Origin of the sequence: Micromonospora sp. SD12 (assembly GCF_052068495.1) — a bacterium.
GTDB classification, from domain to species: domain Bacteria; phylum Actinomycetota; class Actinomycetes; order Mycobacteriales; family Micromonosporaceae; genus Micromonospora; species Micromonospora echinofusca.
The window spans coordinates 284,097-310,155 of the sequence record NZ_JBQHDF010000001.1; the positions used below are offsets into that span (position 1 = coordinate 284,097).

Genomic DNA, 26,059 nt, shown 5'->3' on the forward strand with positions numbered 1-26,059 from the left:
ACCCGCATGACCGTAGCCGTGCACCGTAGCGGCGTGACCACCTTTCGCGGCCGACCGATCACCCTGCTCGGCCCGGAACTGCACGTCGGCGACACCGCACCGGACTTCACCGTGCTCGCCAACGACTTCACCCCGGTCACCCTCGCCTCGTCGGCCGGGACGACGCGGATCTTCTCGGTGGTGCCGTCGCTCGACACCGACGTGTGCGACCAGCAGACCCGCCGGTTCAACGAGGAGGCCGCCCGGCTGGACGGGGTCAGCGTGCTGACCGTCTCGGCGGATCTGCCCTTCGCGCAGAAGCGCTGGTGCGGCGCCGCCGGCCTCAGCGGCGTCGAGACGCTCTCCGACCACCGTGACCTCTCGTTCGGCACGGCCTACGGGGTGGCGGTGGCCGAACTCCGGCTGCTCGCCCGCGCCGTCTTCGTGGTCGATGCCGGGGACCGGCTGGCGTACGTCGAGTACGTGCCGGAGATCGGCCAGCATCCCCGCTACGACGACGCCCTCGCGGCGGCGGCGCGGGCCGGCGGCTGACCCGACCCGCCATCCACCGCGTCGTCGGCGACAGCCCGTACGACACGAGGTGCCCTCCGATTCGGTGACCGGATCCACGTCCGGCCTTCCGAATCGGGGGGCACCGTCCGTGTGTGCGGCGAATCGTCGACGGGTCGGCCCGCCCGTACCCGATAATCCTGGGCATGCGGACCGGCCCGGCGGGGACGCCGGGGGCAGGTGCTCCTCCGCATCCGCGGCCTGGCTGGTCCCGACGATCTCCGGCCGGATGTCGTGACCGGCGGCTCGGCTTCGACATCATCGGGACGGACGTCGCACAGCGGTTACTCCCCAGCGATCCAGGGCAAGAGGAGACGACATGACAACGCCACGGGCGACGTCCCAGCGGGTACGCGCGGCTGAGGAACTGTTCATCCCGGCCAACGACGTCGAGCTCTGCGTCGAGACCTTCGGCGACCCGGGCGCGTCGCCGGTCCTGTTGATCAGCGGTACGGCGTGCTCGATGGACTGGTGGGAGGACGACCTCTGCCGGCGGCTGGCGGCCGGCGAGCGGTTCGTGATCCGCTACGACCACCGGGACACCGGCCGGTCCACCGGCTTCCCGTCGGGCGAACCGCCGTACCGGTTCGACGATCTCGTCACGGACGCGGCGGGGCTGATCGAGCAGCTCGGGGTGGGGCCGGCGCACGTCTGCGGCGTCTCCATGGGCGGCGCCGTCGCGCAGCGTCTCGCCATCGAGCACGCCCACCTGGTGTCCTCGCTGACCCTGCTCTCCACCAGTCCGGCGCTCCGGGTCAACAAGCGTCCCCACCCCGACCTGCCGCCGATCTCGCCGGCGCTGCTCGCCAGCTTCGCCGAGGAGCGGCCGACGCCCGACTGGACCGACCGGGCGGCGGTGATCGACCACGTCGTCGCCGGTCAGCGCCCGCTGGCCGGAGCGCTCGCCATCGAGGAGACGCGGCTGCGCCGCATCGCCGGGCGGATGTTCGACCGCAGTGGCGACATCGCCGCCAGCCTCGCCAACCACTGGATGATCGACGGCGGGTCGGACTACCGCTCCTCGCTGTCCCGGATCGCCGTGCCCGCCCTGGTGATCCACGGCACCGAGGATCCGCTGTTCCCGCTCGGGCACGGCGAGGCCCTGGCCGACGAGATCCCCGACGCCCGGTTGCTGCCGCTGGCCGGGGTCGGGCACCAGATGCCCCCGGCCGCCACCTGGGAGACGGTGGTGCCCGCCATCCTGGCGCACACCGCGGGCTGATCGGCCCTGGCACTTCCGTACTCGTCGATGTCCGACCGCCGGAGGTACCACCCCGGCGGGGCCGGACCGGGGACCCCTGCCACCCGATGGGACAGTCCCTTCAGGACGGATGTACCCGCATGAGATTTCTACCGGCCAGGTTTCCACCGTTGAGCAATCGCGCGTAAGACAGCACGCCCCCGTTCTGGGAGAGTCGACACGGCTTCGCGGCGGTGATCCACCGCAGACCCGAGGCCGACCGACCTGGGAGCGTGACGCCATCACCGACGCCCGACCCGACGCGCAGAGCACCTGCTTCCCGAACCCGCAGGGCCGCGCCGTCGGAGTAACGGCGCGGACGTCGTCGGTCCCGACCCGTCCCGGAACGTACATGTAGAGGCTCGGTGGTGGCCGTGCTCCGTCTCGTCGCCCTGCGCCTCGCGTGGGCCCTGCCGATGTTGTTCGTCGTCTCCTTCTTCTGCTTCCTGCTGGTGTCGCTCGTGCCCGGCGACCCGGCCCGCTCGGTGCTCGGCCCGCTCGCCCCGCAGCAGCAGGTCGACGCGCTGCACCAGCAGATGGGGCTCGACCGGCCGCTGCTGCACCAGTACGTGAGCTGGCTGGGCCGGTCCGTCCAGGGCGACCTCGGCGTCTCCGTGATCACCGGGGCCGAGGTGGGGCCCATGCTCAACGCGCGGCTGGCGCCGACGCTCTCCCTGATCGTCCTCGCCACCCTCACCGCCATGCTGCTGGGCGTGGGCCTCGGCGTGTTCAGCGGGGTCCGCGGCGGCCCGCTCGGCCGGATGGTCGACGTGCTCTCCGTGGTCGGCCTCGCGGTACCGGGATTCTGGCTGGCCCTGATGCTGGTCTCCTGGTTCGCCGTACGGTGGCCGCTCTTCCCGGTGACCGGGTACGTCCCGGTCACCCAGTCCCCGGGCGACTGGCTGGGGTCCCTGGTGCTACCGGTGGCGGCCACCTCGCTGGCCGCCGTCACGGCGGTGGCCAAACAGACCCGCGACTCCATGCTGGACACCCTCGACCGCGACTTCGTCCGGGTCATGCAGGCCAACGGGTTGTCCCGCCGGTCGATCGTCTACCGGCACGCCCTGCGGACCGCCGCAGTGCCGGTGGTGTCCCTGCTCGGGGTCATCTCCGCCAGCCTGCTCGGCACGACCGTGCTGATCGAGAACATCTTCGGCCTGCCCGGGCTGGGCTCCGGCGCCGCCCTGGCCGCCGCCCAGCACGACATCCCGGTGTTGCAGGGCGCGGTGGTCTACTTCACCCTCATCGTGATCGTCATCGGCCTGCTGGTGGACCTCTGCCAGGCCTGGCTCGACCCCCGGGTGCGGCACCGGTGAGCGGGCCGGAGGGCTTCGCGCTGCGGCTGCTGCGCCGGCCGCTGGCCGTGGCCGCCCTGCTGTGGCTGGTCGTCGTGGCGGTGTGCGCCCTCTTCCCCGACCTGGTCACCGACCGGGACCCGCTGGAACAGGACCTGATCGCCGCGTTGCAGGGGCCCTCGGCGGAGCACCCCCTCGGCACCGACCGCCTCGGTCAGGACCTGCTCAGCCGCCTCGTGCACGGGGCCGGGACGACGCTGTGGGGCGTCCTCGTCGCGGTGCTGACCAGCACGGTGCTCGGTGTGCTGCTGGGTCTGCCCGCCGGCTACCTGGGCGGGGTGGTCGACGCGGCGATCCTGCGGGTCTCCGACCTGCTCTTCGCCGTCCCCGCGATCATCATCCTGCTGGTGGTGGTGGCGGTGTTCCCGGAGAACGTCACCATCGCGATGGTCACCTTCGGTGTGCTGCTGGCCGCCGGCCTGATCCGGGTGGTACGCACGGCGACCCGGTCCACGCGGGAGGAGCTGTTCATCGCGGCGGCCCGGGTCTCCGGGCTGTCCTCCGGGCAGATCCTGCGCCGGCACGTGCTCCCCCGGCTGCGTGGCCTCGTCATCGTCCAGGCCTCCCTGATCGCGGCGGTCTCCCTGGTCATCCAGGCGGGGCTGGCCTTCCTGGGCTTCGGGCCGCAGCCGCCGCAGCCGAGTTGGGGCGGCATGGTCGACGAGGCGCGCGACGTGATCGTGCAGCACCCCTGGGCCCTGGTCCCGCCCGGCCTCGCCGTCGCCATCACCGTCCTGGCCTTCACCCTGCTCGGTGACGCCGTACGGGACACCGCCACGCAGTCCTGGTCCTCGTCGAAGCTGGTCCGGTCCACGCCGCGGCGCGGATCGGAACCGGCGCCGAACGGCGCGGCCACCCTGGTGCCCGAGGGCGTCCTGCTGTCGGTCCAGCACCTGTCGGTGGAGATCCCGGTGCGCTCCGGACCGCCCGGCGCGCCCGCGGCCCCGGTTGTCGGCGACGTGTCGTTCGACGTCGCCGACGGCGAGATCGTCGGCCTGGTCGGCGAGTCCGGCTGCGGCAAGACGGTGACCGCGCTCAGCATCCTCGGCCTGGTGCCCGGCGGTGGGCGGGTCACCGGCGGCGCGTTCCTCTTCTCGGGCCACGACCTGGCGCGGGCCTCGGAGAGCGAGTGGCGGGAGGTGCGCGGACGCGGGATCGGATACGTCGCGCAGGACTCCATGGTCAGCCTCGACCCGGCCGTCCGGGCCGGTGCGCAACTCGCCGAGGCGGTCCGGCGGCACACCGGGGTCCGCCGGGCGGAGGCCGCCGACCGCGTCCTGGACCTGCTGCGCGACGTGGGGGTGCCCGACCCCGCACGGGTCGCCCGGCTCTATCCGCACCAGTTGTCCGGCGGGCTGGCGCAGCGGGTGGCCATCGCGTTCGCGCTGGCCGGCTCCCCGAGGCTGCTGATCGCCGACGAGCCGACGACGGCGTTGGACGTCACGGTCCAGGCGGAGATCCTGGCCCTGCTGCGCAGGCTGAGCCGGGAGCGCCGGATGGCCGTGCTGCTGGTCACGCACGACCTGGGCGTGGTGGCCGAACTGTGCGACCGGGCGGTGGTCATGTACGCCGGGCAGGTGGTCGAGGTGTGCCCGGTGTCGCGGATGTTCAGCCGCCCGCGCCACCCGTACACGATGGGTCTGCTGGCCGCGGATCCGCACCGGGCCGCACCCGACGGGCGGCTGCCGACCATCGCGGGAACGGTGCCGGCGCCGTCCGACTGGCCGACCGGCTGCCGGTTCGCCGACCGGTGCCGCCTCGTGGAGGAGCGGTGCCGCCGCGAGCCGGTCGGACTGAGCCGACCCGAACCGGGACACGTCGCGCGCTGCCTGCGTGCCGACGACGATCTCCAGCGAGAGGTTGCAGTGTGACGCGACACCCTCTGCTCGACGTCCGGGACCTGACCGTGGAGTACGGCCGGGGAAGGACCGCCTTCCGCGCGGTCGACGGGGTGAGCCTCTCCGTCGCGGAGGGCGAGACCGTCGGCCTGGTCGGCGAGTCCGGCTCCGGCAAGTCGACCATCGGCCGGGCCGTCGTGGGGCTGGCCGCCGCCACCGCCGGCTCCGTCACCTTCGACGGCGAGGACATCACCCGGGCCACCCGCCGCCGGCGGCGGCAGCTCAGCGCGGCGTTGCAGATGATGTTCCAGGACCCGTACAGCTCGCTGAACCCGGCCCGGACGGTGGGCGACAGCCTGGTCGAGCCGCTCCTGGCCCGGCGCGACGTGGAGCCGCGCCGACGCCGGGAGCTGATCGAGGCCGCGCTGCGCCGGGTGGGCCTGCCTACCGACACGGCCCAGCGCTACCCCGCGCACTTCTCCGGCGGGCAGCGGCAGCGCATCGTGCTGGCCCGGGCGCTGGTCGGCATACCCCGGCTGGTGATCTGCGACGAGCCGGTCAGCGCCCTGGACGTGTCGGTGCAGGCACAGGTCATCAACCTCCTCGCCGACCTCCAGGCCGAACTCGGGCTGAGCTACCTGTTCATCGCGCACGACCTGGCCGTGGTCCGCCACCTGTCGCACCGCGTCGTGGTGCTCTACCGGGGCCAGGTGATGGAGTCGGGCCCCGCCGAGACCGTCTACTCCCGACCCGCGCACCCGTACACCCGGGCCCTGATCGCGGCGGCGCCCGTGCCCGACCCGGCACGGGCGCGGACGGGAGCCGACTCGCCCGTCCAGCCGGACCAGCCCGTCGAGCGGTCGGCACCGGCCGGCGGGCCGGGTTGCCGTTTCGCCGCGCGCTGTCCGTACGTCGTCGACGAGTGCACCCGCCGGCGCCCCCCGCTCACCCAGGCCTGGAGTGGTTCCCAGGTCGCCTGCCTGCGGCAACGGGAGATCGCGGACCTCGCCCGGCCCAAGGTCGCATCCATGGCCCACTGACCACCACTCGCCGAACCCCCTCCGACACCGGCGGTACGCCGGGAAAGGACGACCATGTCTCGTCATGTCCTACGAGCGGGCACGCGCCGGGTACGTCTCCTGGCCGCCGCCTCGCTCTTGGCCGCCGCGGCGCTGACCGGATGCTCCGGCGCCGCCACCGACGGCGCGTCGAACGCCGACACCCAGACGCTGACCCTGGCGATCTCGGCGCCACCCAACCTCGACCCGTACAAGGCCAACATCGACCTCAACAACATCCCGACCGTCGCGTTGGCCTACGCACCCCTGATCCGGATGAACGCCGACCGCACCTTCACCGGTGAGCTCGCCGAGTCGTTCGGGTACGTCGACCAGCAGAACAAGACCTTCCAGATGAAGCTCCGCCCCGGGCTGACCTTCGCCGACGGCACGCCGTTGGACGCCAAGGCGGTGGTGGCCTCCCTGGAGTACATGCGCAAGGTCAGCCCGAAGGCGAAGACCTGGGCGGGCACGATCACCAGCATCACCGCCCCGGACGCCAGCACCGTGGTGGTGACCAACAAGGCGCCCAACCCCTCCATGCGCCAGATCTTCAGCCAGGCGGTGCTGTCCGGCTCGATCATCTCGCCGGCCGGGCTGGCCGACCCCGACCAGTTGGCCCAGCGGACCTTCGGCGCCGGGCCGTACGTGCTCGACGCGGCCGAGACCGTGCCGAACGACCACTACACGTACGTGGCGAACCCCCGCTACTGGAACAAGGCGGACCAGCACTGGAAGAAGGTGGTGGTGCGGATCATCCCCGACTCGAACTCCACCGTGCAGGCGATCCAGTCGGGTCAGGTGGACTACGCCGCGCTGAACGCCGACGCCGGCCCGGCGGTCAAGGCCGCCGGTCTGCGGCACGTGACCGCCAGCGTCGCCCTCGTCGGCGTGGTCCTCGCCGACCGGAACGGCACCGTGGCGCCGGCGCTGAAGGACGTCCGCGTCCGCCAGGCGCTCAACCACGCCATCGACCGGGCCACCATCACCAAGACGGTCTTCGGTGACTTCGCGCACCCGACCAGCCAGACCGCGGCGCCCGGCTTCGACGGCTACCAACCGGCGCTGGACGACCGCTACCCGTACGACCCGGCGAAGGCGAAGCAGCTGCTGACCGAGGCCGGCTACCCGAACGGGTTCACGCTGAAGGTCGAGGCGCACACCCCCGGCATCGGCGTGGTCACCCAGGCGGTGATCGGGCAGTGGAAGAAGATCGGCGTCAACGTGGAGCTGACCACGGACACCCAGGTGCAGCAGTGGCTGGAGAACGTGCTGTCGCGCAAGTTCCCGGTGGTCGGCTTCGGCTACGGCAACCTGCCCACCTACCTGTCGTCGCTGGACTTCATGCGTCCGGTGCCCAACCCGTTCAACCCGTTCGCGACCGCCGACGCCGAGCTGGCCCGGCTGCTCGACCAGGCCATCGCCGAGCCCGACCAGGGGAAGCAGTCCGCGCTGTTCAAGCAGGCGGTCGCCCGGACGACCGAGCTGGCCTGGTTCGCTCCGGTGGTGCGGATGGACGGGATCGGTGTGATGGGTCCGCGTACGGCCGGGGTGCAGACCACCGCGGACAACGGTCTGCCGAGCGTGGTGACGCTCCGGCCGGCATCCTGAGTCGCTGACGAGCGGATGTGCGACATCTCTGCCAGATAGGGCAATCGGGGAGATGTCGCGCATCCGCTCCTCTGTCACGATCAAGCCGCAACATCAGCAGCCGGTAGGAACCGCCGCCGGGCGGAACGGCACCGGCCCCACCTTCCTCGACCGTGGAGCTCAGATGCGCGTGCTGTTCACCACCGCACCGATGCACGGTCACCTCTTCCCGCTCGTGCCGTTGGCCTGGGCCTGCCGGGCGGCGGGGCACGAGGTGCTGGTCGCCACCACGGAGCACTTCGTACCGAGCGTCGTGCAGGCCGGCCTGCCGGCGGCGCCCGTCGGGCCGGGGATGGCGCTGAGCGAGTTGGCCGCCCCGGCCGCGGCGCACGGCATCGACAACGCCCCGTACGCCCACGGCGAGGTGTTCGGGGCGATGGCGTCGCGGAACCTGGCCGACACCCACGCCCTGGTCCAGTCCTGGCGCCCCGACCTGGTGGTCAACGAACGCTCCGAACTCGCCGGTCCGGTCGCCGCAGCCGCAGCCGGCACACCCCACGCAGAGCTCCGGTGGGGGGTGGCGGAGCTGACGGAGTACCGGGCGGCGGGCGAGGACGTCCTCCGCGACCAGCTGCGGGCACTCGGCCTGCCCGGGCTCCCGACACCCGGGCTGAGGCTGAGCCCGTGGCCGCCGAGCCTCCGGTTGCCGCACGCCCGTGCCGACCTCAGCCTCCGGCACGTGTCCTACAACGGGGCCGCCGTGGTGCCGGCCTGGGCGTCCGCGCCCGGCACCCGGCCACGGGTCTGCCTCACCCTCGGGACGGTGATCCCGCAGCTCTCCACCGACGGCGCGGCCGGGTTCCTGCGCCGGCTGGTGGACAGCCTGGGCGGGCTCGGCTGTGAGCTGGTGATCGCGGTCGACGACGCGGTGGCCGAGGAGTTGGGCACGCTGCCGGAGACGGTGTTGCACGCCGGGCGGGTGCCGCTGGCCGAGGTGCTGCCGGGCTGCCGGCTCCTGATCCACCACGGCGGCCAGGGGTCGGCGCTGACCGGCCTGGCCGCCGGGTGCCCGCAGGTCGTCCTGCCCCGGTTCGACGACGCGCTCGAGAACGCCCAGGCGGTGGTCGACGCCGGGGTCGGCCTGTCGCTGCGGCTGGAGCAGGCCACCCCGGAGGGGGTGGCGGACCACGCCGGTCGTGTCCTCGCGGACCCCCGGTTCCGCGCGGCCGCCGCGACGGTGGCCCGGGAGATCGCCGCTCAGCCGACCCCCGCCGAGGTCGTCGGCGTACTCGAACGGATGGTGGCGGGCGGAGCCGCGGCCGGACCCGGGCGGCCGGCGGAACCGGCCGTCGGCACCGCCACCTTCACCGGTCGCCGCTGAGGCCGATCACGGCCGCCGGGCCCGGCCGACCGACGGCGGGTTCGTGAACGTCGGCGCGGTCGCTGCCGTTCCCCACCACCTCCGGCCCCAGCGCCGGTCCGAGAACCACCGCGTCCGTCGCACCTTTTGTCGTGACCAGGAGAGGAAACACACCATGAGCGACCGCAAGGCCCTGCTGCTGGACGAGGTACGCAAGTACCACCAGGACGTGCAACCCGACCGGGCGTTCGAGCCGGGCGTCACCGAGATCTGGCCCTCCGGTGCCATGCTCGACGCCGACGACCGGGTGGCCCTGGTCGAGGCGGCGTTGGACATGCGCATCGCGGCCGGAGGCTACGCCCGCACGTTCGAGTCACGGTTCGCCCGCACGCTGGGCCGGCGCAAGGCGCACCTGGTCAACTCCGGCTCGTCCGCCAACCTGCTCGCGGTCACCGCGCTGACCTCCGAGGTGCTCGGGGAGCGGCGGCTCCGCCCCGGCGACGAGGTGATCACCGTCGCCGCAGGTTTCCCGACCACCGTCAACCCGATCATCCAGAACGGCCTCCTGCCGGTCTTCGTGGACGTCGAGCTGGGCACGTACAACACCACGGCGGAGCGGGTGGCCGCCGCGATCGGGCCGAAGACCCGGGCGATCGTCCTGGCGCACACGCTGGGCAACCCGTACGAGGCGACCGAGATCGCCGAGCTGGCCCGGGAACACGGGCTGTTCTTCGTCGAGGACAACTGCGACGCGGTGGGCTCCACCTACGACGGCCGGCTCACCGGCACCTTCGGTGACCTCACCACGGTCAGCTTCTATCCCGCGCACCACCTGACGATGGGTGAGGGCGGGTGCGTCCTGACGTCGAACCTGGCGCTCGCCCGGGTCGTGGAGTCGCTGCGCGACTGGGGCCGGGACTGCTGGTGCGCGCCCGGGGACTCGAACACCTGCCTGAAGCGCTTCAAGCACCAGCTCGGCAACCTGCCGGCCGGGTACGACCACAAGTACATCTACTCGCACGTCGGCTACAACCTGAAGGCCACCGACCTTCAGGCCGCGCTCGGCCTCACCCAGTTGGCGAAGCTGGACGACTTCACCGCGCTGCGGCGCCGCAACTGGCGTCGGCTGCGGGAGCAGTTGGACGGCGTACCGCACCTGCTGCTGCCCGAGGCCACGCCGCGCAGCGAGCCGAGCTGGTTCGGCTTTGTGATCACGGTTGCCCCGGACGCCCCCTTCACCCGCTCGCAACTGGTGGCCTTCCTCGAGGATCGCAAGATCGGCACCCGACAGTTGTTCGCCGGTAATCTGACCCGGCAGCCGGGATATCTGAATCAGCCGTACCGGGTGGTGGGTGACCTGACCAACAGCGACATCATCACCGAGCAGACCCTCTGGGTGGGCGTCTATCCCGCGTTGACCGAAGAGATGATCGACTACGTCGCGGCCACGGTCACCGAATTCGCCACCGGTCGCGCATGACGTCCACGCCGGGCTGATGTCGAGGCGTTCCCGTCGGTTTCGACACAGTGGTGGGATAATGGGCGAGACCCATGGAGGTACCGTGAAGTATCTACTCCTGATCACCCATAATCAGCAGACACGGAACGCCTGGCAGAACATGTCCGAGGCCGAGCGCGAGTTGGGTCTCAAGGCTCACGCCGCACTGGGCGACGAGCTGGCCGAGACCGGCGAGCTGATCGTGTCGGAGGCGCTGGCCGACCAGAGCCGCGGCAAGCGGGTCCTCGTGAAGAACGGCAGAGTGACCACCACCGACGGCCCGTTTCCCGAGGTCAAGGAGTATCTCGCCGGGTTCTATCTGATCGAGTGCGACGGCATCGACAGCGCTGTCGCGCACGCCGCCCGGATTCCGGAGGCCGCCTTCGGCCAGGTCGAGGTACGCCCGGTGCTCGGCACCGGGGCCACGGGACGGTGAGCACCGCCACGGATGTCGAGGACCTGCTGCGCGAACACGCGCCACAGGTCCTCTCCGCGCTCGTCCGCCGTCACGGTGGCTTCGACACCTGCGAGGACGCCGTACAGGAGGCGCTGCTGGCGGCGGCGGTGCAGTGGCCGGCGGACGGTGTGCCGGCCAACCCCATCGGTTGGCTGACCACCGTCGCCTCCCGCCGCTGGACCGAGCTCTGGCGCAGCGACGCGGCCCGGCGGCGCCGCGAGCGGACCGCCGCCGCGCTGGCGTCCCCGGGCTCCGGCCCGGTTCCCGAGGCCGACGACACGCTCGCCCTGCTGATGCTGTGCTGCCATCCGTCGCTCACCCAGGTCTCGCAGGTGGCCCTCACCCTGCGCGCCGTGGGCGGGCTGAGCACCGCCGAGATCGCCCGGGCGTTCCTGGTGCCCGAGTCCACCGTCGCCCAGCGGATCAGCCGCGCCAAGCAGCGGATCCGGGCCAGCGGGGCCGAGTTCCGGATGCCCTCACCGGCGGAGCGTCCCAAGCGGGTGGCCGCGGTGATGGAGGTGCTCTACCTCATCTTCAACGAGGGCTACACCGCCTCCTCCGGGGCCGCCCTCAACCGGATGGAACTCACCGCGGAGGCCATCCGCCTGACCCGGCAGTTGCACGCCCGGCTCCCCGACGACGGCGAGGTGGCGGGGCTGCTGGCGCTGATGCTGCTCACCGACGCCCGTCGCCCGGCACGCACCGGCCCGGACGGCGCCCTGATCCCGCTCGCCGAGCAGGACCGCTCGCTGTGGGACGGCCGGGCCATCGCCGAGGGGATCGCCCTGATCACGAGGACGCTGGCCAACGCCCCGGTCGGTCCGTACCAGATCCAGGCCGCCATCGCCGCCGTGCACGACGAGGCGCCCCGGGCCGGGGACACCGACTGGCGGCAGATCCTCGGCCTGTACGACCTGTGGCAGCGCATCGCGCCCGGTCCGATGGTCGCCCTCAACCGGATCGTCGCCGTCGCCATGGTGGAGGGTCCGCACGCCGCGCTGCGTCAGCTCACGGCGGCGGAGACCGACCCGGCCCTGGCCGGCCACCACCGCGTGCACGCGGTCCGCGCCCACCTGCTCGACCTCACCGGTGACCGGCAGGCAGCCCGCACCCACTACGAGCTGGCCGCCCGGGAGACCCTCAGCCTGCCCGAGCAGCGCTACCTCTACTCGCGGGCCCGGAACGCGACCAGCGGCTGACCCCCGCCCGCCCGCAGCCACCCTCCCGGTCGACCCGACCGGTCCCCCGCCACCGGCTCGCGGATGTCAACTCCGCAATTGCGGAGATGTCCGCACCCCCTCGATCAGTCCAGGATGGACGCGGCAGGTCGGTGTCGCTTGCGACCGGGGCGCCGCCGCCCCGGCGTCGAAGAGCCGGGTCTGCTCGTTGACGACATCCGACGACGGGGGCGTGCTCTCGACTGGAGCCTATTCTCGACAACGGGCGGAATCCGGCTTCGGCAATAAGCCGGGCCGCCATTCGACGCGTCTTCATTCGGCGGGCAGAGGGCATTTCCCAGCTCGTTCCGCAGCGCCATCCCTGGCCCGCGCCCAGCTCTTATCCGGATGGCGTCGGTAATCGTCCTGACGGTCGGAAGACACTCAACGGTATCGAGGATTATCTTCGCGGACGCGACCGCGTAATCTCCCCGGAAGCATTCGGCTAGCGTCGGCCACCCCGCTACTCACGGCCGTACGCGGCACCGACCGGACTGCCCTGTCGGGACCGATCGGCAACCGGTACGACGTCACGTAAACGGAGGCCGTCCCGGCAAGATTGGATAGTGGAGAGCAGAACATGGCCATCCCCACAGCAAATGTCCCCAGCACCGCCACCGGCAACTCCGAACGGCTCCACGCGCTCGACGCGGTACGGGCGGGAGCCCTACTGCTCGGAGTCGTCCTCCACACGACACTTTCCTTTCTCGAACCGCGGACCTGGGTGGTGGGCGACGTGTCCACCAGCCCAGCCATGAACGGCGTCTATTTCGTGGTGCACGTCTTCCGGATGACGCTGTTCTTCCTGATCGCCGGCTTCTTCGCGCGAATGTTGCTGCACCGCCGGGGCACCGGCGGCTTCATCCGCAACCGGGCCGTACGGATCCTCGTGCCCTTCGTCGTCTTCTGGCCGCTGATGATGGTCTCGACCGTCGTGGTGATCATCTGGGCCGCCAACCAGGCCGGCGAGGAGGTGCCCGGTCCCACGCCCATGACCCCGAGCACCTTCCCGTTGACCCACCTGTGGTTCCTCTACTGGCTGCTCATGCTTTACGTGGCGGCGCTCGTCGTGCGCGGGATCGTGGTGTCGCTGGACAAGGCCGGCAACCTGCGGTCGCGGGTCGTCGACCCGGTGATCCGGACCATCGTGAAGACCGACCTGACCCCGGTGGTGATCGGGGCGCCGCTGCTCGTGGCGTTCCTGCTCAAGGACGACTGGGAGATCTGGTACGGCGTACCGCCGGCGGAGAACGGCGTCGTCCCGAACCCGGTGGCGGTGGTCGCCTACGGCACGGCCTTCGGCTTCGGCTGGCTGCTGCACCGGCAGATCGACCTGCTCCGCTTCTGGGAGCGGCGCGGGCTGCGCAACCTCGCGATCGCCGTGGTGCTCACGGGCGTCGCGCTCGCGATGGCGGGCACCATCCCGCCCGACGAGGCCGAGCCGATGGGGACCAAGAAGATCGTCTACGCGGTCGTCTACGTGCTCGCGATCTGGGCCTGGACGATGGCGCTGATGGGGCTGGCGATGCGGTACCTGTCCAAGCCCAACCCGGCCATCCGCTACGTCTCGGACGCCTCGTACTGGATCTACATCATCCACCTGCCGGTGGTCATGGCGTTGCAGACGGCCGTCGCCCAGGTGGGCCTGCCGTGGTTCGTCAAGTACCCGCTGATCCTGCTGGTCACCTACCCGCTGACCCTGGTCAGCTACCGCTACCTGGTGCGTTACACCTTCATCGGGCGCCTGCTCAACGGGCGTCGGCGCAAGGGCGAGGCGGCTGAGAAGGCGCCGGAGACGACGCCACCGGTGGCCGCTCACTGAAGCCGGTACCCACCGAGCGAAATGCCCCGCCGCATTCGCGGCGGGGCATTTCGCGTCGCGGGCCGGGCGGCCCCGGCCGGCGGGTCGGACGCGGCGCCGGGAGACCCGGAGGCCGCGACCGGTGGACCCGGAAGCCGTGGTGCTCAGTGACTCGGCGTCGGGTCGCTGGCGACCTGCTCGGGTTCGCTCTTCCGGGGCGCCCCGGTCAGCTCCGGAGACACGGTGATCCGCTCCAGGGCCAGGAGGACGACCACGGCGCAGACCAGGAGCACACCGGCGGCGATCCGCAGCGACAGGGCGTAGCCCTCGGTGGCGGCCACCGCGGGCGCCGCGCCCTCGCCCAGCTGGCTGTTGCCGAACCGCAGGGCCAGCGCGACCAGGACCGAGAGGCCCAGGGCCCCACCCACCTGCTGCATGACGTTCTGCATCGCCGACGCCAGGCCCGTGTCCTGGGTGGTGACCTTCCACAGGGCGGTGTTGGCGGTGCCCGGCATGGCCAGACCGAAGAAGAGGCCCAGCACGATCATGCCCGGCATGATGCTGGCGGTGTAGGTCGCGTCGACATCGATCATGCTGGTGTAGATGAGGCCGGCGGAGGCGCCGACGAGACCGATGATGATCACCGGCTTCACGCCGAGCTTCGGGATCATCCCGGTGGACAGGCCGACGCCGAAGGCGATGCCGAGGCCGACCGGGATGAAGGACAGCCCGCCCTTGAGCGGCGAGTAGCCGAGCACCTGCTGCTCGAAGAGGGTCACCAGGAAGGTGAACCCGAAGAACGCGCAGGACAGTGCGAGACCGACCAGGTAACCCACGGCGCGGGTGCGGTTGGCGAAGAACCGCAGCGGGATCAGCGGCGCCGAGGCGCGCGCCTCGATCAGGACCATGAGCCCGAGCAGCGCGACACCACCGAGCAGCGGCACGAGCACCTGCCAGGCGCCCCACGACCGCTCGGCGGCCTGCAACAGGCCGTACACGATGGCCACCAGACCACCGGTCGCGGTCAGCATGCCGGTGAAGTCCAGCCGCTGGCCGCGGCGCTCCATCCTGGTCTCCGAGACCAGCCGGGGCACCATGATCAGCGCGAAGATGGTGACCGGCACGTTGATGTAGAAGATCCAGCGCCAGCTCGTGTCGTTGGCGATGAGGCCACCGACCACCGGCCCCAGGGTCCCGGCGATGCCCGAGAGACCACCCCAGATGCCGACCGCCTTGACCCGGTCAGCCGGCTCGGAGAAGAGCAGGAAGACCATGCCCAGCGCGGCGGGGGCCGCGATCGCCTCACCGACGCCCTGGAGGAAGCGGCTGAAGATCAGCATCTCGGAGTTCATCGCGGCGCCGGACGTGACCGAGGCGACGGCGAAGATCACCACACCGGTCATGAAGATGCGCCGACGGCCGAACAGGTCGGCCAGTCGGCCGCCGAAGAGCAGCAGACCACCGGCCATGAGCACGTAGCCGTTGACGACCCAGGCCAGGCCGGCCCGCGACATCCCGAGATCGTCCTGGATCCGGGGCAGAGCCACGTTCACCACGGTCATGTCGATCACGAACATGAACTGGACGAACCCGAGCAGGGCGAGCGCGCGCCACCGGCGCGGATCCGTGCCCTCCCCGGGCGCACTCGGCGCGTCGTCCCGGCGCGGTGTTGTACCGGTGCTCATGTAGACCTCCCTCGACGTCGGCGCACTTTCAAGTGCATCCGTCTGCATGTCGAAGCTGCGGGATCGGTTTCGACATGGGGGTGGAAGGTTCGTCCAGCCCCACGGGAGGCAAGCAATGAAGTACATGATCCTGATCAACCACAACAAGCAGACCCGGGACGCCTGGCAGAACATGTCCGAGGCCGAGCAGGCGGTGGGCATGAAGGCGCACATGTCCCTCGTCGGGGACCTCTCCGAGTCGGGCGAGCTGATCGTGTCCGACGCGCTGGCCGACCAGAGCCAGGCCAAGCGGGTCCTGGTCAAGGACGGTCAGGTGAGCACCACCGACGGCCCCTTCCCCGAGGTCAAGGAGTACGTCGCCGGCTTCTACCTGATCGAGTGCGACAGCATCGAGAAGGCCGTCGAGCACGCCGCCCGGATCCCGGAGGCCAACTTCGGCATGGTCGAGGTGCGCCCGGTCCTCAGCGCCGGCGGCCCGGACATGTGACGTCCGTCCGCACCGCAGGGACCCGCGGCACCACGTGCCGCGGGTCCCTGTCCGTCCGCGGCGACCACCCCCGGGCGTACGGCACGTCGGGCGGAGCCGCCTCGCGGGCGGGGTGGACACGACAGGGCCGTGGTGACGACTTCGTGCAGCCGTCACCACGGCCCCGCAACGGGTGGACTGAGCCGGTCGGCGCGCGGGCACCGACCGGCGACGGATCAGCCCTTGACCGGGCTGCTCTGGTGCGACACCAGCCTCACCTGGCCGTCCGGCTGCCGGACGATCACCCAGGTGGCCCTGATGAGGTTCTCCGACGCGATGTCCGTGTCCCCCGCCATGATGATGCCGCCCTCGGTGACGACCATGGCGACGTCCTCGGAGAGGAACGTGACCTCGATGGGCCAGCCCTTCACCCGCGCGCCCTTGAGGCCGCCCGCGAAGCCCTGGGCCATGTACTCCCGGATCTCCTCACGGCTGACCAGCTGGTTGTCCTGCATCAGCAGGCTGCCGTTGTCGGTGAACACCTCGGCGAACGCGTCCGCGTCGTTCGCCGCCCAGGCCGCCTGGACGCGCATGCACGCCGTCAGCGCCGCCTTCTCGTCCGGGGCGGTGAACTGACCGTAGTAGGAGGTGTCCTCCTGGACACCGGCCTTGGCGAGCAGCGTCGAGGCGTCGCCCCACCGTGCCTTCGTGGTCATGGACCCTCTCTCCTGTCGTGACTGTCCCGGTGGTGACGGCGGTCGATGCCACCATCGAAAGATCGATTCCGGAAATGACCCGGTGCGGTCCGCGTACCGGTCAGCCCGTCACCGGGCTGCTCTGGTACGAGGCGAGCCGCCAGTCGCCGTTCTGCTTGACGGCCACCCACATGATGCGGATCCGGTCCGCGTCGCCGAGCGATTCCTGACCGTCCGGAATGATGCCGCCGTCGGTGATGGCGATGGCGACGGAATCGGTCAGCATCCGGATCTCCCGGACGTCGGTGACCAACCTCGACCCCTTGAGTCCGCCGGCGAATGCCTCCGCCATGTACGAGCGGATCTCCTCGCGGTTCATCAGCTGCCGGTCGCCGGCGAGGAAACTGCCGTTCTCGACGAACATGTCGGCCAGCGCCCCGGAGTCGTTGGCCGCCCAGGCGGCGCGGAACCTCAGCGGCGCGGTGAGGACGGCACCCTCCTCACCGTTGGAGTAGTCCCCGTACAGCGTCGCCCACTCCTTGGCCCCGGCCACGAGCGCTGCGGCGTCGTTGCTCATCCTGCTCTCCTTCTCCTCGGATCGGTCACCAGCGCAGGGTGGCGCCCTCGCCGCGCGGGCTGTTCTGGTAGCCGGCGAGCTGCCACTGACCGTCCTTCTTCACCGTGACCCAGGTGGACCGCACGGCCAGCTCGGGCGCGATCTCGGCCTGCCCGGCCGCGAGGATCCCGCCGTGGGTACGGATGAGGGCCACGTCGTCGGAGACGATGCGCAGGTCGACGGGGTTGCCGGTCACCCCGGTGCCCTTGAACGGGCCGGCGTACGCGGCGGCCATGAACGAGCGGATCTCGTCCCGGCCCTTCTTGTAGACGTCACCGGGAAGGATGAGGATCCCGTCCTCGGTGAAGACGTCGGCCACCCCGTCGGCGTCGTTGTGGGACCACGCCCCAACCAGGCGCAGCGGCACGCTGAGGACCTCCTTCTCCAGATCACTGGTGAAGGGCCCGTAATAGGCGTCGAGGGATTTCTTCTGAGCGGTGGTCGTGGACATTTCGGTGACCCCTTCTCCTATAACGAGATGCGAGACCGGACAGCGCCGGTCGGCCGGCGTAATCCGTTTCTCCACCACCATCCTCACGCTTGTGGTGGGGACGGACATCTTTCTGCGTGCGAACCGCAGGGCGACGAGGGAGGACCCATTGTTCGGCCAATGCCGACGCGCACGGCAGCCATTGAATCGACCGGCCGCAGCGCCGGCTCCGGCACCGGTCCACCCGGCGTCGTGGCGTACGCGAAGGTCTCCGGTGGAGGGTCGAACGCAACCCTCCACCGGAGACCTCGCTACCTGTCGGACTCCGGCGCGCGGAGCCCGTCAGGTCGGTGCGGGCCCGGCACCGACCCCGACCGGGGCCCTAGGCGGCCGGGGCCCCGGCCGCGCCCGCCGGGACGGGCTCGGCGTCGGCGGCCGGCCGGAGCGCGTCGATGATGTGCTCGGCGAGCGCGGTGATGGTCGGCTTGTTCCACAGGATGTTCGGCGGCAGGTCCAGCCCGTAGCGGCGCTGGAGCCGCACCCGCAGCGCGACCGTCATCACCGAGTCCACCCCCAGTTCGACCAGCGGGCGCCGCAGTTCGAGGTCGGCGGGGGCCAGGTTGAGTTCGGCGGCGGCCTGCTCGCGTACGTCCGCCGTCACCTGCGCCCGCAGCTCCTCCTCCGGCAGGCTCCAGTCGACGACCGGTCCCTGCGCCTCGACGTCGCCGGTCTCCGACCTGGTCGCGGTCAGCTCCCGCAGCATCGGCATCCGGGGCGCGTTGGGCGGCGTCGGCAGCACCCGCAGGATGGCCTGGTACGGGGTATCGAACCGGTCCGCGAACGCCCAGGCCCGGAACGCCTCGGTCACCGAGACCGCGTCGAGGCCCCGCGAGTTGGCCTCCATCATCGTGGTGGAGATGGACTGGGACATCCCCACCCCGCGCCACGACGTCCAGCCGAGACTGGTCGTCTCGTGGTGCCCGCTGGCGTGCCGGTGGGCGGCCAGCGCGTCGAGGAACGAGTTCGCCGCCGCGTAGGTCGTCTGGCCGGTCAGCCGGGTGAACTGCCCGCAGGAGGAGAACATCACGAAGAAGTCCAGCGACCCCGGGGGGAAGAGCCGGTGCAGCACCATCGCGCCGTGCACCTTGGGGCCGAGCACGTCCCGGAGCCCCTCCCGGTCGACCTTGTCGACCATGGCGTCGCGCACCACGCCCGCGGCGTGCACGATGCCCCGGACCGGCGGCATCCCGTGCGAGGCGGGGTCGAGGGCCGCCGCGACCTCGTCGGCGTCGGTGATGTCCAGCGCCAGGGCACGGACGGTGACGCCGAGCGCCTCGAGTTCCAGCACGCCCTCGATCTGCCGGCGGGTCTGGTTGTTCTGCTCCCGTCCCCACTCCGCGCGCGGCGGCAGACCCCGCCGGCCGGCCAGCAGGATCCGGCGGGCGCCCCGGTCGGCCAGCCAGCGGGCGACCATCAGGCCGAGCACCCCGAGGCCGCCGGTGATCAGGTACGTGTCGGTCGGCCGGCACTGGAGGGCCGCCCCGTCGGAGGGGCGCTCGATCTGACTCAGCCGGGCCACCGACACCCCGTCGGCCCGGACCGAGATGACGTCCTCGCTCCCGCCGAGCTGCCGGAGGACCAGCATGATCTTCTCGACGGTGTCCCCGTCGACGGCGTCGACGTCCAGGACTCCGCCCCACATGTCCGGCTGCTCACCCGCGATGATGCGGGCGATCCCCCACATCGGGCCGTGCGCCAGCGCGCTCTCCGCGGCGGCGTCCCGGACCCCCTGGGTGACGGGCCACAGCCTGGGCAGCGGAGCGCTCGGGTCCCCGCTGGCCGCCTTCGCCTCGATCAGGGCCTGCGCGGAGCGGATCAGCGTCCAGCCGCAGCGCTCGGCCGCCTCCTCGGGTGCCTCGTCGGGCTGGCCCGCCGCCGGCACCACCAGCACCGCGTCCAGCTCGGAGACGGGCAGGAAGGCGAGGTCGTCCGGCGTGGCGACCTGGCGGGTGTCCAGCCCCGCGCCGATCAGGCGCGCGGCCAGCCCGTCGGCGCCGGCGCCGGTGCCGACCACGGCCAGCCGGGTCAGCTCCTGCGCGATGCTGTCGTCGGTCAGCTCCATCGGGCGCCACACCATCTCGTGCACCAGCTCCCGGGGCGCCGCGACCGAGCTGTCCTCGTCCGAGATCGCCGAGAAGCGCAGCCCGCGTACCTGGCAGACGACCCGGCCGGTCTCGTCGGCGACGGACACGTCCACGGTGTCCTCCGGCGAGCGGGGCGACCGCACCGAGTGCACGGTGATCTTCGCCGGCGGGTCCCCCCGGAAGACGACCGAGTCGATGTGCGAGGACATCCACTGGTGCCGGGCGTACTCGGGGGTCACCAGCACGGCGCTGATGGTCAGCGCGCCGTCGATCACGTGCGCCCAGCTGGTGGCCCGCTCCGCCGGCGGCGGCACGATGGTGATCTCCGCCAGCTGCTCGGTGCCGTTGCGGCGCAGCTCGTGCACGTCCCACGGGAAGGCGTACCCGCCGACGCCCATCCGCCGGAACATGTCGTCGACCCGCTGCCACGACCACTCCTCCGGGCAGCGGGCCTTGACCGCGCCGCCGTCCACCCGTCCCTCGACCAGGTCCGTGCTCCAGTCGATGGTCGCGGTGGAGTGCGTGATCCACTCGTACTCCTCGTCCTCGCTCGCGCTGTCGCCCTGACCCGCGATCCGGGTCGCCAGCCGGGCGGTGTTCTCCGACAGGACGATCTGGACGATCCGCGGCGGCGCCACCGCCAACGGCGTACGCAGCACGATGTCGGCCAGGCCCGGCAGCCGGCCGTCCTGCTCCGCCGCCAGGGCGAAGCTGTTGATGATGACGGCCGCCGGGGTGATCTCGACGTCCACCACCTCGTGGTCCAGCGGGTACGGCCGGCTGTCCATGTCAAGGTGGGTCTGCCACACCTGGCGCGGCGGCGCCCCGCTGACCGTCATCCGACCACCGAGCAGGCTGTGCTTGTCCGGGTCGTGGCCGCCACCCGGGCCGGCGTCGGCGTGCGCCTCCGGGAAGATCCAGTAGGGCCGGTGCTGCCAGGCCATCGCGGGCAGGTCGACCAGCTCACCGGCCGGGTGCTCCCGCGACCAGTCGACCGCCGCCCCGTGGCAGTGCAGCTCGGCGAGGCTGCCCAGCAGCGTCTCGGTCTCGTTCGTCTCCCGGCGCAGGGAGTGGATGACGGTGGCCTCCTCCACCCCGGCCCGCTCCAGGCTCTCCCGGATCGAGTGGGTCACCACCGGGTGCGACGAGATCTCCAGGAAGAGCCGGTGGCCGTCGGCGAGCGCGGCCTCCACCGCCTCGGCGAACCGTACCGGCTGGCGCAGGTTGGCCGCCCAGTAGTCGCTGTCCCGCGCGGCGGTCGACCGCGGGTCCGTCATGGCGGTGCTGTAGAGATCGACCCGGGCGGGCCGGACGGTCAGCTCGCGGGCGGCGTCGGCGACCTCCGTTACGATCGCGTCGACGTGCGGGCTGTGGAAGGCGATGTCGGTGTCGACCCGCCAGACCCCCAGGCCCTCGCCGCGCCACTCCTCGGCCAGCCGCTCGACGACCTCCCGGTCACCGGAGACGACGGTCGACTCGGGGCTGGCGGAGATCGCGGCGACGACCTCCGTACGCCCGGCGAGGCGCGCCTGCGCGTCGGCGAAGGAGAGGCCGACGAGCGCCATGCCGCCCTGTCCCTGGAGCCGCCGCAGGGCCGTGGCCCGCCGGCAGGCGAACCGCGCGGCCTCGATCATGTCCAGGCTGCCGGCCGCGACGGCGGCCGCGATCTCGCCCACCGAGTGGCCGATGACCGCGCCCGGGCTGACCCCGTGCCGCCGCCACACCTCGGCGAGACCCACCTGTGTGGCGAAGGTCAGCGCCTGCACCTCGTAGCTGCTCCACGGGCCTCCCGACGCGAGGGCCTCCCGGGGGGTCCAGCCGATCTCGTCCCGGAACACGTCGGCCAGGGCGTCGATGGTCTCGGCGAACACCGGCTCGTCGCGCAGCAGCTGCTGGCCCATGCCGGGCCACTGCGACCCGTGCCCGGAGAAGACCCAGACCACGGGGGACGACTCGCCGGCGGCGACGCGTGCCGTGACCACGCCGGGCGAGCGCTGCCCGTCGGCCAGCGCGCGGAGCCGCTCGGCCAGCTCACGGGTGGAGCCGGCCACCACGGCGGCGCGCTGCGCCAGGTGCGAGCGACGCTGGGAGAGGGTGTGCCCGACCGAGGCCAGCGCCACCGTCGGGTTGGCCTCCAGCCAGTCGGCCGTCCGGGCGGCCATCCCGGCGAGCCCGGCCTCCGACATCGCGGACACCGGGAACACCGCCAGCTCGCGCTGGAGCCCGGCCCCCTCGGACGCGTCCGTCGGCTCGGCGGTGACCGCCGGCGCCTCCTCGACGATGATGTGGGAGATCGAACCACCGACGCCGTAGCTGGAGACCCCCGCCCGGCGCGGCTCACCGCCGGTGGGCCAGGGCTTCGGCGCGCCGACCAGGCGCAGCCCGGAGCCGACCCAGTCGAAGTCCGGGTTCGGCTCCCGGTGCAGGCTCGGCGGGATCTCCTCGTGCCGCAGCGCCAGCACCGTCTTGATCACTCCGGCGATCCCGGAGCCGGCCTCCACGTGGCCGATGTTCGGCTTCACCGAACCGATCAGGCACGGGTCGTCGGCCGGCCGGTCGGCACCGAAGACGGCGGCGAGGGCCTGTGCCTCCTCCCGGTCGCCGACCGGCGTGCCGGTGCCGTGCGCCTCCACGTAGTCGACCGTCTCCGGCGCGATGCCGGCCCGCGCGTAGGTCCGCCGCAGCATGTGCTCCTGGGCCGTGCCGTTCGGGGCCATCATGCCGTCGGAGCGGCCGTCCTGGAAGACGCCGCTGCCACGGATGACGGCCAGCACCCGGTCACCGTCGCTCAGGGCGTCCACCAGGCGCTTCAGCACCACCACGCCGGCGCCCTCGCCGCGGCCGTAGCCGTCGGCATCCTTGTCGAAGGCCTTGCTCCGCCCGTCCGGCGCCGTCGCGCCGGCCGCGTCGAGCGCGACGAACAGCGCGGGGGTGGCCATGATGTTGATGCCACCGACGATCGCCACCGGCGTCTCGCCCTCGCGCAGGCTCTGGCAGGCCATGTGCAGGGCGGTCAGCGAACCGGCGCAGGCGGTGTCGACGGCCAGGCTCGGCCCGCGCAGGTCCAGGAAGTACGAGACCCGGTTCGCGATGCCGTAGTAGGTGGTGCCGTTGACCGCGTACGCCCCGGTGCGCGGGATGTCCTCCAACAGGCGCCGGCCGTAGTCGTTCGAGTTCGCGGCGACGAAGACGCCGGCGTCGCTCCCGCGCAGCGACATCGGCGGGATGCCGGCGTCCGCGAGCGCCTCCCAGGACAGCTCCAAGACGATGCGCTGCTGCGGGTCGAGGAAGTCCGCCTCGCGGGGAGAGATTCCGAAGAAGTCGGCGTCGAAACCCTCGATGTCCTTGAGGAACGAGCCCAGGCGGGTCGTCCGGCGCATGATCGCCGTCGCCTGCGGGCTGGTTGAGGCGTACGGCTCCCAGCGCTTGTCCGGCATCTCGCTAACGGCGCTGTGGCCGCCGGCCAGAAACTCCCAGAACTTCTCCGGGGAGTCAAGGTCAGGGGCGAATCGGCAACTCATGCCGACGATAGCCACTGCGTCAGAAATCTCCCGATCCTGGCTCACGTCCAGGCTCCTCTCCCAGTCACCGACCGGATCCGCTTGCAGGATCGAATCCAGTGATTACCACCGTTCGGAATTGTCATCGGTTCCGCCGTTGTCAGGGCCACGGAAAGCGTCGGTGCGGTGGCCGCCGTCCGGCGGGCGGGCCACCGGGCCCGGCGGCACCGCCCGCGCTCGCACCGGCCGCGAGCTGGTCACCGTCGAAGCAGATTCCCCCAGCCCACGGATCGCATCGACAGGGGCGGACACCGACATTGACTGCGACACATCATGTGTGCGGGCGGATCGGCCCAGCATCTTCCTGTGTGCGATGTGCCGGGCGGCCCACTTCGGCGCGAGAATGCGCACCACCACCGCCCGACCGAACGGGAGTCCGCGCCCCCATTCGATTCTTGTCGGAGATTGCGGTCACCGGGCCGAGCATTTCAGGAGAAGGCTCCGGGCGCATCGGTCCGTACCGTTTCCTCACGGAGACCGGCGCATTCGGCGCGTCGACCGGCACGCACCCCGCCGACCGCGCGGATCCCTTACGCCGCAGGAGGACGAGATGTCTACGCACCCGATCCGGCCGACCCGCGCGGACGTCGTCCCCTGGCCGGAGGACGTGGCGGCCCGCTACGTCGCGGACGGCTTCTGGTCGGGCCGCCCGCTGGGCGCCCACCTCTACGCCGCCGCGGACATCGACCCCGAGGCGGTCTGCCTGGTCGACGGCGCGACGCGGCTGACCTTCGGGGACCTGACGGCACGGGCGGACGGGGCCGCGACCCGGCTGCGCGCCCTCGGCATCGGCGCCGACGACCGGATCATCGTGCAGCTGCCGAACTGCTGGGAGTTCGTGGTCCTGATGGTGGCCTGCTTCCGGCTCGGCGCCCTTCCGGTGATGGCCCTGCCAGCGCACCGCCGGCGGGAGCTCACCGCCATGGCCGAACTCACCGGGGCCCGGGCGATCGTGGTGGCGGACGAGGTCAAGGGCTTCGACCACCAGGAGTTGGCGCACGAGGTGGCCGCCGGGTCGGACACCCTGCGGCACGTGCTCGTGAGCGGCACCCACCTGCGTCCCGACAGCGTCGACCTGGCTCGGTTGTGCCGGCCCGCCGACGACGTGGCGCGAGCGCGCCGGGAGCTCGACGGCACCGCCCCGGACGGCACGGCGGTCGCCCTGTTCCTGCTCTCGGGCGGCACCACGGGGATTCCCAAGCTCATCGCCAGGACCCACAACGACTACGCGTACATGGCGGGCCGGGCCGCCGAGATCTGCGGTCTGGACCGGAGCACGGTGTGCCTCGCCGTCCTGCCGCTCGCTCACGGCTACCCGATGGCGGGGCCGGGCATCCTCGGCACGCTCCTCGTGGGAGGCCGGGTCGTCATCCTCCCCTCCCCGGCGCCGAAGCGGGCCTTCGAGACGATCGAGCAGGAGCGGGTGACGTTCACCTCGCTGGTGCCGGCGGCCGTGCAGCGGTGGTTGGAGTACCGGGAGGAGGACGTCAGCCACGACCTCGGGTCGCTGCGGCTGCTACAGGCCGCAGGGTCCCGGCTCGCGGACAGCGTCGCCGTCCGGATCACGCCGACCCTCGGCTGCCGCCTGCAACAGGTGTACGGCATGGCCGAGGGGCTGCTCTGCATGACCCGCCCGGACGACCCGCCGGAGGTCATCTGGCACACCCAGGGCCGCCCGATCTGCCCCGCCGACGAACTCGTGCTGGTGGACGAGGACGGCGCCCCGGTGTCGCCGGGCGAGCCGGGGGTGCTGCTGACCCGGGGCCCGTACACGCCTCGCGGCTACTACCGCACGCCGGAGCTGACCGCCCTGGCGTACAGCCCCGACGGCTGGTACCGCACGGGCGACATCGTCCGCCTGCGTCCGGACGGCAACCTGGTCGTCGAGGGCCGGGACAAGGACCTCATCAACCGTGGCGGCGAGAAGATCTCGGCCGAGGAGGTGGAGAACTTCGCCTACCAGCTCGACGGCGTACGGCTGGCCGCGGCGGTGGCCATGCCCGACGCCGAGCTGGGCGAGCGGGTCTGCCTGTACGTCGCACCGCAGCCGGGGCGGCAGGTGTCGCTCGGGGACGTGCGTGCCCTGATGGAGCGCGCCGGTGTCGCCCACTTCAAGCTTCCGGAGCGGTTGGAGGTCGTCGACGAGCTGCCGGTCACCCCCGTCGGGAAGATCAACAAGAAGGCGCTCCGCGCCGACATCGCCCGGCGGCTCGCCGCCGGCTGAGCCGGGCGCCCCGGCTGCCCCCGTCCGGCTGTCAACTCCTGGAGTGCGATTCGACCGATCACCTACTGTAGTCGTCCAACTTCCGCAGGTAAGCGGGCCAAAGCCGCTCCGAGAAAGGCATTCGAGGAGATGTGCGCTCAGCGGTTGACCGAGATCATGGGACGGCGCGACGTCGCCGACCGGGCGGCGATCCCGCCGGCCGGGTGCCGCCCCCTCGCGTCGGCGCCACGCACCCGAGGCCACGCCTGTCGACGGTTGGACACCATAGTCAAGGAG

General features: G+C 71.8%; 18 protein-coding genes. 13 read left to right on the forward strand and 5 right to left on the reverse strand.

The window, feature by feature from the left end; genetic code table 11:
* Positions 1 to 33: 33 nt before the first annotated feature.
* The 11 genes from tpx (at position 34) to ACTMS2_RS01390 (ending at position 13,984) form a co-directional block, all read left to right on the forward strand.
* Complete coding sequence (tpx, locus tag ACTMS2_RS01340; protein ID WP_231925821.1) at positions 34 to 531, forward strand: thiol peroxidase; 498 nt, start codon at positions 34 to 36, stop codon at positions 529 to 531.
* A 337-nt stretch (positions 532 to 868) separates the two neighbouring features.
* Positions 869 to 1,771 (forward strand): alpha/beta fold hydrolase, encoded by a 903-nt coding sequence (locus ACTMS2_RS01345; RefSeq protein ID WP_441173675.1) that lies wholly within the window; start codon positions 869 to 871, stop codon positions 1,769 to 1,771.
* A 386-nt stretch (positions 1,772 to 2,157) separates the two neighbouring features.
* Positions 2,158 to 3,105 (forward strand): ABC transporter permease, encoded by a 948-nt coding sequence (locus ACTMS2_RS01350; RefSeq protein ID WP_197697772.1) that lies wholly within the window; start codon positions 2,158 to 2,160, stop codon positions 3,103 to 3,105.
* Positions 3,102 to 5,015 carry a dipeptide/oligopeptide/nickel ABC transporter permease/ATP-binding protein gene (locus tag ACTMS2_RS01355; protein ID WP_441173676.1) on the forward strand — a complete coding sequence of 638 codons (1,914 nt, stop codon included), beginning with the start codon at positions 3,102 to 3,104 and terminating at the stop codon, positions 5,013 to 5,015. The genes ACTMS2_RS01350 and ACTMS2_RS01355 overlap by 4 nt, the downstream gene beginning before the upstream one ends.
* Positions 5,012 to 6,022, forward strand: coding sequence for an ABC transporter ATP-binding protein (locus tag ACTMS2_RS01360; RefSeq protein ID WP_441173677.1), 1,011 nt, complete (start codon positions 5,012 to 5,014; stop codon positions 6,020 to 6,022). The genes ACTMS2_RS01355 and ACTMS2_RS01360 overlap by 4 nt, the downstream gene beginning before the upstream one ends.
* Before the next feature lie 54 nt (positions 6,023 to 6,076).
* Positions 6,077 to 7,651, forward strand: coding sequence for an ABC transporter substrate-binding protein (locus ACTMS2_RS01365; RefSeq protein ID WP_441173678.1), 1,575 nt, complete (start codon positions 6,077 to 6,079; stop codon positions 7,649 to 7,651).
* Between the two features lie 163 nt (positions 7,652 to 7,814).
* Positions 7,815 to 9,011 carry a nucleotide disphospho-sugar-binding domain-containing protein gene (locus ACTMS2_RS01370; RefSeq protein WP_441173679.1) on the forward strand — a complete coding sequence of 399 codons (1,197 nt, stop codon included), beginning with the start codon at positions 7,815 to 7,817 and terminating at the stop codon, positions 9,009 to 9,011.
* A gap of 154 nt (positions 9,012 to 9,165) precedes the next feature.
* Positions 9,166 to 10,470, forward strand: coding sequence for a lipopolysaccharide biosynthesis protein RfbH (rfbH, locus tag ACTMS2_RS01375; protein WP_089002561.1), 1,305 nt, complete (start codon positions 9,166 to 9,168; stop codon positions 10,468 to 10,470).
* Positions 10,471 to 10,552: 82 nt separating this feature from the next.
* The gene (locus tag ACTMS2_RS01380; protein WP_441173680.1) at positions 10,553 to 10,924 is read left to right on the forward strand and encodes a YciI family protein; all 372 of its coding nucleotides are present in this window, start codon (positions 10,553 to 10,555) and stop codon (positions 10,922 to 10,924) included.
* On the forward strand, positions 10,921 to 12,144 hold the full coding sequence (locus tag ACTMS2_RS01385) for an RNA polymerase sigma factor (protein WP_441173681.1): 1,224 nt from the start codon (positions 10,921 to 10,923) through the stop codon (positions 12,142 to 12,144). Before ACTMS2_RS01380 ends, ACTMS2_RS01385 begins: the two co-directional genes overlap by 4 nt.
* Positions 12,145 to 12,742: 598 nt before the next feature.
* Positions 12,743 to 13,984 carry an acyltransferase family protein gene (locus tag ACTMS2_RS01390; RefSeq protein WP_441173682.1) on the forward strand — a complete coding sequence of 414 codons (1,242 nt, stop codon included), beginning with the start codon at positions 12,743 to 12,745 and terminating at the stop codon, positions 13,982 to 13,984.
* Positions 13,985 to 14,127: 143 nt separating this feature from the next.
* Here the strand turns inward: ACTMS2_RS01390 and ACTMS2_RS01395 are convergent, their stop codons facing one another.
* The gene (locus ACTMS2_RS01395) at positions 14,128 to 15,648 is read right to left on the reverse strand and encodes a DHA2 family efflux MFS transporter permease subunit (protein WP_441173683.1); all 1,521 of its coding nucleotides are present in this window, start codon (positions 15,646 to 15,648) and stop codon (positions 14,128 to 14,130) included.
* Positions 15,649 to 15,763: 115 nt separating this feature from the next.
* Between ACTMS2_RS01395 and ACTMS2_RS01400 the strand changes: the two genes are divergently transcribed.
* Positions 15,764 to 16,135 (forward strand): YciI family protein, encoded by a 372-nt coding sequence (locus ACTMS2_RS01400; protein WP_441173684.1) that lies wholly within the window; start codon positions 15,764 to 15,766, stop codon positions 16,133 to 16,135.
* 215 nt (positions 16,136 to 16,350) lie between these two features.
* Here the strand turns inward: ACTMS2_RS01400 and ACTMS2_RS01405 are convergent, their stop codons facing one another.
* The 4 genes from ACTMS2_RS01405 to ACTMS2_RS01420 form a co-directional block, all read right to left on the reverse strand.
* On the reverse strand, positions 16,351 to 16,830 hold the full coding sequence (locus tag ACTMS2_RS01405; protein WP_357716977.1) for an SgcJ/EcaC family oxidoreductase: 480 nt from the start codon (positions 16,828 to 16,830) through the stop codon (positions 16,351 to 16,353).
* Between the two features lie 100 nt (positions 16,831 to 16,930).
* Positions 16,931 to 17,386, reverse strand: a complete 456-nt coding sequence (locus ACTMS2_RS01410) for an SgcJ/EcaC family oxidoreductase (protein WP_357716980.1) — start codon at positions 17,384 to 17,386, stop codon at positions 16,931 to 16,933.
* Positions 17,387 to 17,411: 25 nt separating this feature from the next.
* On the reverse strand, positions 17,412 to 17,876 hold the full coding sequence (locus ACTMS2_RS01415) for an SgcJ/EcaC family oxidoreductase (protein WP_357716983.1): 465 nt from the start codon (positions 17,874 to 17,876) through the stop codon (positions 17,412 to 17,414).
* Between the two features lie 361 nt (positions 17,877 to 18,237).
* Positions 18,238 to 23,565 carry a type I polyketide synthase gene (locus ACTMS2_RS01420; RefSeq protein ID WP_441173686.1) on the reverse strand — a complete coding sequence of 1,776 codons (5,328 nt, stop codon included), beginning with the start codon at positions 23,563 to 23,565 and terminating at the stop codon, positions 18,238 to 18,240.
* 544 nt (positions 23,566 to 24,109) lie between these two features.
* On the opposite strand from ACTMS2_RS01420, the gene ACTMS2_RS01425 reads away from it, so the two are divergent.
* Entirely contained in the window at positions 24,110 to 25,783 is a 1,674-nt protein-coding gene (locus ACTMS2_RS01425; RefSeq protein ID WP_441173687.1) for a (2,3-dihydroxybenzoyl)adenylate synthase, read from the forward strand.
* Positions 25,784 to 26,059: the final 276 nt, after the last annotated feature.

What these genes read in the sequence shown, in the direction of transcription:
- ACTMS2_RS01395 (WP_441173683.1), bottom strand. Translation starts at nt 15,648, where the DNA reads ATGAGCACCGGTACAACACCGCGCCGGGACGACGCGCCGAGTGCGCCC.
- ACTMS2_RS01370 (WP_441173679.1), top strand. Translation starts at nt 7,815, where the DNA reads ATGCGCGTGCTGTTCACCACCGCACCGATGCACGGTCACCTCTTCCCG.
- ACTMS2_RS01405 (WP_357716977.1), bottom strand. Translation starts at nt 16,830, where the DNA reads ATGACCACGAAGGCACGGTGGGGCGACGCCTCGACGCTGCTCGCCAAG.
- ACTMS2_RS01415 (WP_357716983.1), bottom strand. Translation starts at nt 17,876, where the DNA reads ATGTCCACGACCACCGCTCAGAAGAAATCCCTCGACGCCTATTACGGG.
- ACTMS2_RS01410 (WP_357716980.1), bottom strand. Translation starts at nt 17,386, where the DNA reads ATGAGCAACGACGCCGCAGCGCTCGTGGCCGGGGCCAAGGAGTGGGCG.
- ACTMS2_RS01390 (WP_441173682.1), top strand. Translation starts at nt 12,743, where the DNA reads ATGGCCATCCCCACAGCAAATGTCCCCAGCACCGCCACCGGCAACTCC.
- ACTMS2_RS01400 (WP_441173684.1), top strand. Translation starts at nt 15,764, where the DNA reads ATGAAGTACATGATCCTGATCAACCACAACAAGCAGACCCGGGACGCC.
- ACTMS2_RS01365 (WP_441173678.1), top strand. Translation starts at nt 6,077, where the DNA reads ATGTCTCGTCATGTCCTACGAGCGGGCACGCGCCGGGTACGTCTCCTG.
- ACTMS2_RS01425 (WP_441173687.1), top strand. Translation starts at nt 24,110, where the DNA reads ATGTCTACGCACCCGATCCGGCCGACCCGCGCGGACGTCGTCCCCTGG.
- rfbH (WP_089002561.1), top strand. Translation starts at nt 9,166, where the DNA reads ATGAGCGACCGCAAGGCCCTGCTGCTGGACGAGGTACGCAAGTACCAC.
- ACTMS2_RS01345 (WP_441173675.1), top strand. Translation starts at nt 869, where the DNA reads ATGACAACGCCACGGGCGACGTCCCAGCGGGTACGCGCGGCTGAGGAA.